This window comes from Acinetobacter sp. YH16042, assembly GCF_013417245.1.
Lineage (GTDB): Bacteria > Pseudomonadota > Gammaproteobacteria > Pseudomonadales > Moraxellaceae > Acinetobacter > Acinetobacter amyesii.
Genome location: NZ_VPEJ01000123.1, coordinates 1 through 1,322, shown reverse-complemented (window position 1 = coordinate 1,322; position 1,322 = coordinate 1). Strand labels below are relative to the sequence as shown.

Below are 1,322 nucleotides of genomic sequence, written 5' to 3'. Positions count from 1 at the left end.
TCCGTTGCATGTTTTTAAAATGGGACATTCCACGCGACAGTATTCAAAAAATACTCTGTACACGACAAATTTCACAGAACCCTTATCCTATCAGGATTCTGCTTTCTTAAAATTGCCAAAATTTCCTTAAACTCTTCTTTTTTCCCAAAACCAATTAAACGCTGAATCGCCATTTGAACATAGTCTAAACCATAGCGAAATAAACTCATTGAGAGTCGTCCATGCTTCTTTATTTTTATCGCTTTTTTTTGATTATGTTGCCATTCACCCGTTAAGTAACACCAACAGAAGCTTATAGCTAACACCGCAATCAATTTTTTCACTCGTCTAGGGTCTGTCAAGCGCGTATTTTCAAGATTAAACCCGCGTCCTTTGAGACAACTGAATAAGGTTTCAATTTCCCAGCGTAATGCATAATCCTGAATAGCATTGGCATTAAACTGAGGAGAAACGACGAGTAAAAGCTCTCCATTTTCTAACTGTAGTGCACTTATATATAGTTTCACCCGACCAACCAAAATCCGTCGTTTACGACATTCAATTTGACCAACTTTAAGATGGCGAAATAAATCACTAATTTTATGATTCTTTCCTAAATGATTGGTGACAATGAAGTTTTTTTAACACGAATGCAGAAGTTGATGTCTTGTTCAATTAACCATGTAAACCACTGCTCACCGATAAACTCTCTGTCTGCGAACACATTCACAATACGGTCTTTACCAAAAATGGCTATAAAGCGTTGAATCAAAGCAATACGCTCTTTCGTATCTGAATTTCCACGTTTATTAAGCAATGTCCAAAGGATAGGTATCGCTATTCCACGATAAACGATTGCGAGCATCAGGATATTAATATTTCGTTTTCCCCATTTCCAATTGGTTCTATCTAAAGTCAGTTGCACTTGGTCGAATGAAAACATATTGAAAATCAACTGAGAAATTTGACGATAATCAAAATACTGACCTGCAAAGAAGCGCTGCATACGTCGATAAAATGATTGTGGTAAACACTTGATGGGCAAGGCTTTAGATGCAGAAGAAAGATTACATGTTTGCTTTAAAATAATCACAAGCATGATGAGCGCAAAGCACTTTAAATGTGACTTGTTCCATTTTAGAGATTTGTTTAAGATAAGATATAACTCATTGAGATGTGTCATAGTATTCGTCGTTAGAAAACAATTATTGTGACATTATTTCAATGAGTTATCTATTTTTGTCGTGTACAGAGATTTAATCGTTATTTTACTAATCTCCCTCGATCCCCCTTTAATAAAGGGGGAAGTTCAAACTTATAGAAGTTGCGAGGAGCTTTATCAA

1 protein-coding gene is annotated in these 1,322 nt (G+C 35.8%); it reads right to left on the bottom strand.

The genetic code is table 11. The features are described 5' to 3' along the window. Positions 1-71 precede the first annotated feature (71 nt). A protein-coding gene (locus FTV37_RS17475) for an IS4-like element ISAba1 family transposase (protein ID WP_085940648.1) occupies positions 72-1,162 on the bottom strand; the annotation gives its coding sequence in 2 pieces (ribosomal slippage) (positions 72-622 and positions 622-1,162; 1,092 coding nt in all). Positions 1,163-1,322 lie beyond the last annotated feature (160 nt).